The organism is Rhizobacter sp. P3_B12, assembly GCF_056402895.1.
This window is the reverse complement of the sequence record NZ_JBFUGN010001155.1, coordinates 1-1,756: the sequence shown is the minus strand read 5'-3', so window position 1 is coordinate 1,756 and position 1,756 is coordinate 1. Positions and strand designations below refer to the sequence as shown.

Below are 1,756 nucleotides of genomic sequence, written 5' to 3'. Positions count from 1 at the left end.
GGTCGGGCTGTGGCCGACCTCCAGCCACTCGTCGCGCCGGCCCTGGCCGCGCAGGTGGCGCAGCAGCGTGGCCGGCGCGTAGACGAAGCTCGCGAAGCGCGACCAGCGCCCGCCGATAAAGCCCCACAGCAGGCGGAACGCCAGCAGGATCAGCACCATCAGGCCGAAACGCAGGTGCCACTCCATCGCGTTGCCACCGATCTTGGCGCTGACGACCGAGCCGACGATGCAGACCACGAGCAGCCAGTGGAACAGCCGGGTCGGCAGGTCCCAGACGCGCACGCGGGTCGGGGGGGCCGCTGGGGCGTTCTGATCGGTCGGCATGGCGGGGCACGGCCGTGGGGGCCGGGAGTGGCGGGCAGGCGCAAAGATAACCGCTGCCGCGCCGTTACATAAAAAGAAGGTGCAGCATGTCGATTCCAGCGGCTGCGAGGCGTCGCGTGGATGAAGCCGTCGCTTCCCATTCATCCAAGGAGATCCAGCATGCGATTCATGATCCTGATCAAGGCCGACAAGAACTCCGAAGCCGGCGTCATGCCCGACACGAAGCTGCTCGAGGCCATGGGCCAGTTCAACGAGGAACTCGTGAAGGCCGGCGTGATGCAGGCCGGCGAAGGGCTGCAGCCGAGCTCGAAGGGCGCGCGCGTGCGCTTCCAGGGGCGCGAGCGCAGCGTGATCGACGGCCCGTTTGCCGGCGACAAGGGGCTGATCGCCGGCTTCTGGATCTGGAAGCTGAACTCGCTCGACGAGGCGATCGCCTGGGTCAAGCGCTGCCCGAACCCGATGGGCGAGTCGTCGGAGATCGAGATCCGCCAGGTCTTCGAAGCCGAGGATTTCGGCGCCGAATTCACGCCCGAGCTGCGCGAGCAGGAAGACCGCCTGCGCGCGCAGATCGATGCGACGCAGGCGAAGCCCGGCGCGGCGGTCAACCCGGTGCCGCCCGCCACCGGCAGCACGCCCTACCTGGTGATCAAGAACGCGAAGGACGCGATCGCCTGGTACCAGAAGGTGTTCGGCGCGCAGGTGGTGATGCAGATGGACGCGCCGGACGGCAAGATCATGCACGCCGAGTTGAAGGTCGGCAGCGCGCAGTTCATGCTGACCGAGGAGCGGCCGGAGCACCAGGCGCTGAGCCCGCTGACGCTCGGCGGCTCGTCGACCTCGGCGCTGCTGTACGTGCCCGACACCGATTCGATCGTCAACCAGGCGGTGGCGGCGGGCGCCCGGATCACGATGCCGGTGGYCGACCAGTTCTGGGGCGACCGCAGCGGGCACCTGATCGACCCGTTCGGCCACCAGTGGTTCATCTCGACGCACAAGGAAGACCTGACGCCGCAGCAGATGGACGAGCGCCTGCAGAAGATGTTCAGCTGATGGCGAGGCCCCTGGAATGCCCCGCCGGCACGCCAGGGGATCGTGCGCCTGATCCAATCGGGGCATGAAGATCGATTTCGTCTCCGACGTTTCCTGCCCGTGGTGCGCCATCGGGCTCAAGTCGCTCGAAGAGGGCATTGCGCGGCTCGGCGACGCCGTGCAGGTGGACCTGCATTTCCAGCCCTTCGAACTGAACCCCGACATGGGGCCGCAGGGCCAGGACATCGGCGAGCACCTGATGCAGAAGTACGGCGCGAGCGCCGAGCAGCGCGCGCAGAGCGGCGAGGCGATCCGCGCACGCGGCGCGGCGCTCGGCTTCACGTTCCGCATGGACCTGCGCGGGCGCATCTACAACACCTTCGATGCGCACCGGCTGCTGCAC

Annotated in this window: 3 protein-coding genes and 1 pseudogene; 3 read left to right on the top strand and 1 reads right to left on the bottom strand. The window is 68.0% G+C overall.

What is annotated here, in order from left to right:
- Nucleotides 1-324 (bottom strand): cytochrome b/b6 domain-containing protein (locus AC1D01_RS33245; RefSeq protein WP_477873739.1); only part of this gene is annotated, 324 nt, incomplete at its 3' end.
- Between the two features lie 159 nt (nucleotides 325-483).
- On the opposite strand from AC1D01_RS33245, the pseudogene AC1D01_RS33240 reads away from it, so the two are divergent.
- The 3 genes and pseudogenes from AC1D01_RS33240 to AC1D01_RS33230 form a co-directional block, all read left to right on the top strand.
- Nucleotides 484-915, top strand: a pseudogene (locus tag AC1D01_RS33240) (YciI family protein); the annotation flags it as partial.
- Nucleotides 916-933: 18 nt separating this feature from the next.
- A complete protein-coding gene (locus AC1D01_RS33235) occupies nucleotides 934-1,374 on the top strand; it encodes a VOC family protein (protein WP_477873740.1) in 441 nt (146 codons plus the stop codon).
- Between the two features lie 64 nt (nucleotides 1,375-1,438).
- Nucleotides 1,439-1,756: DsbA family protein (locus AC1D01_RS33230; RefSeq protein WP_477873738.1), on the top strand; the 318-nt coding region annotated here is incomplete at its 3' end.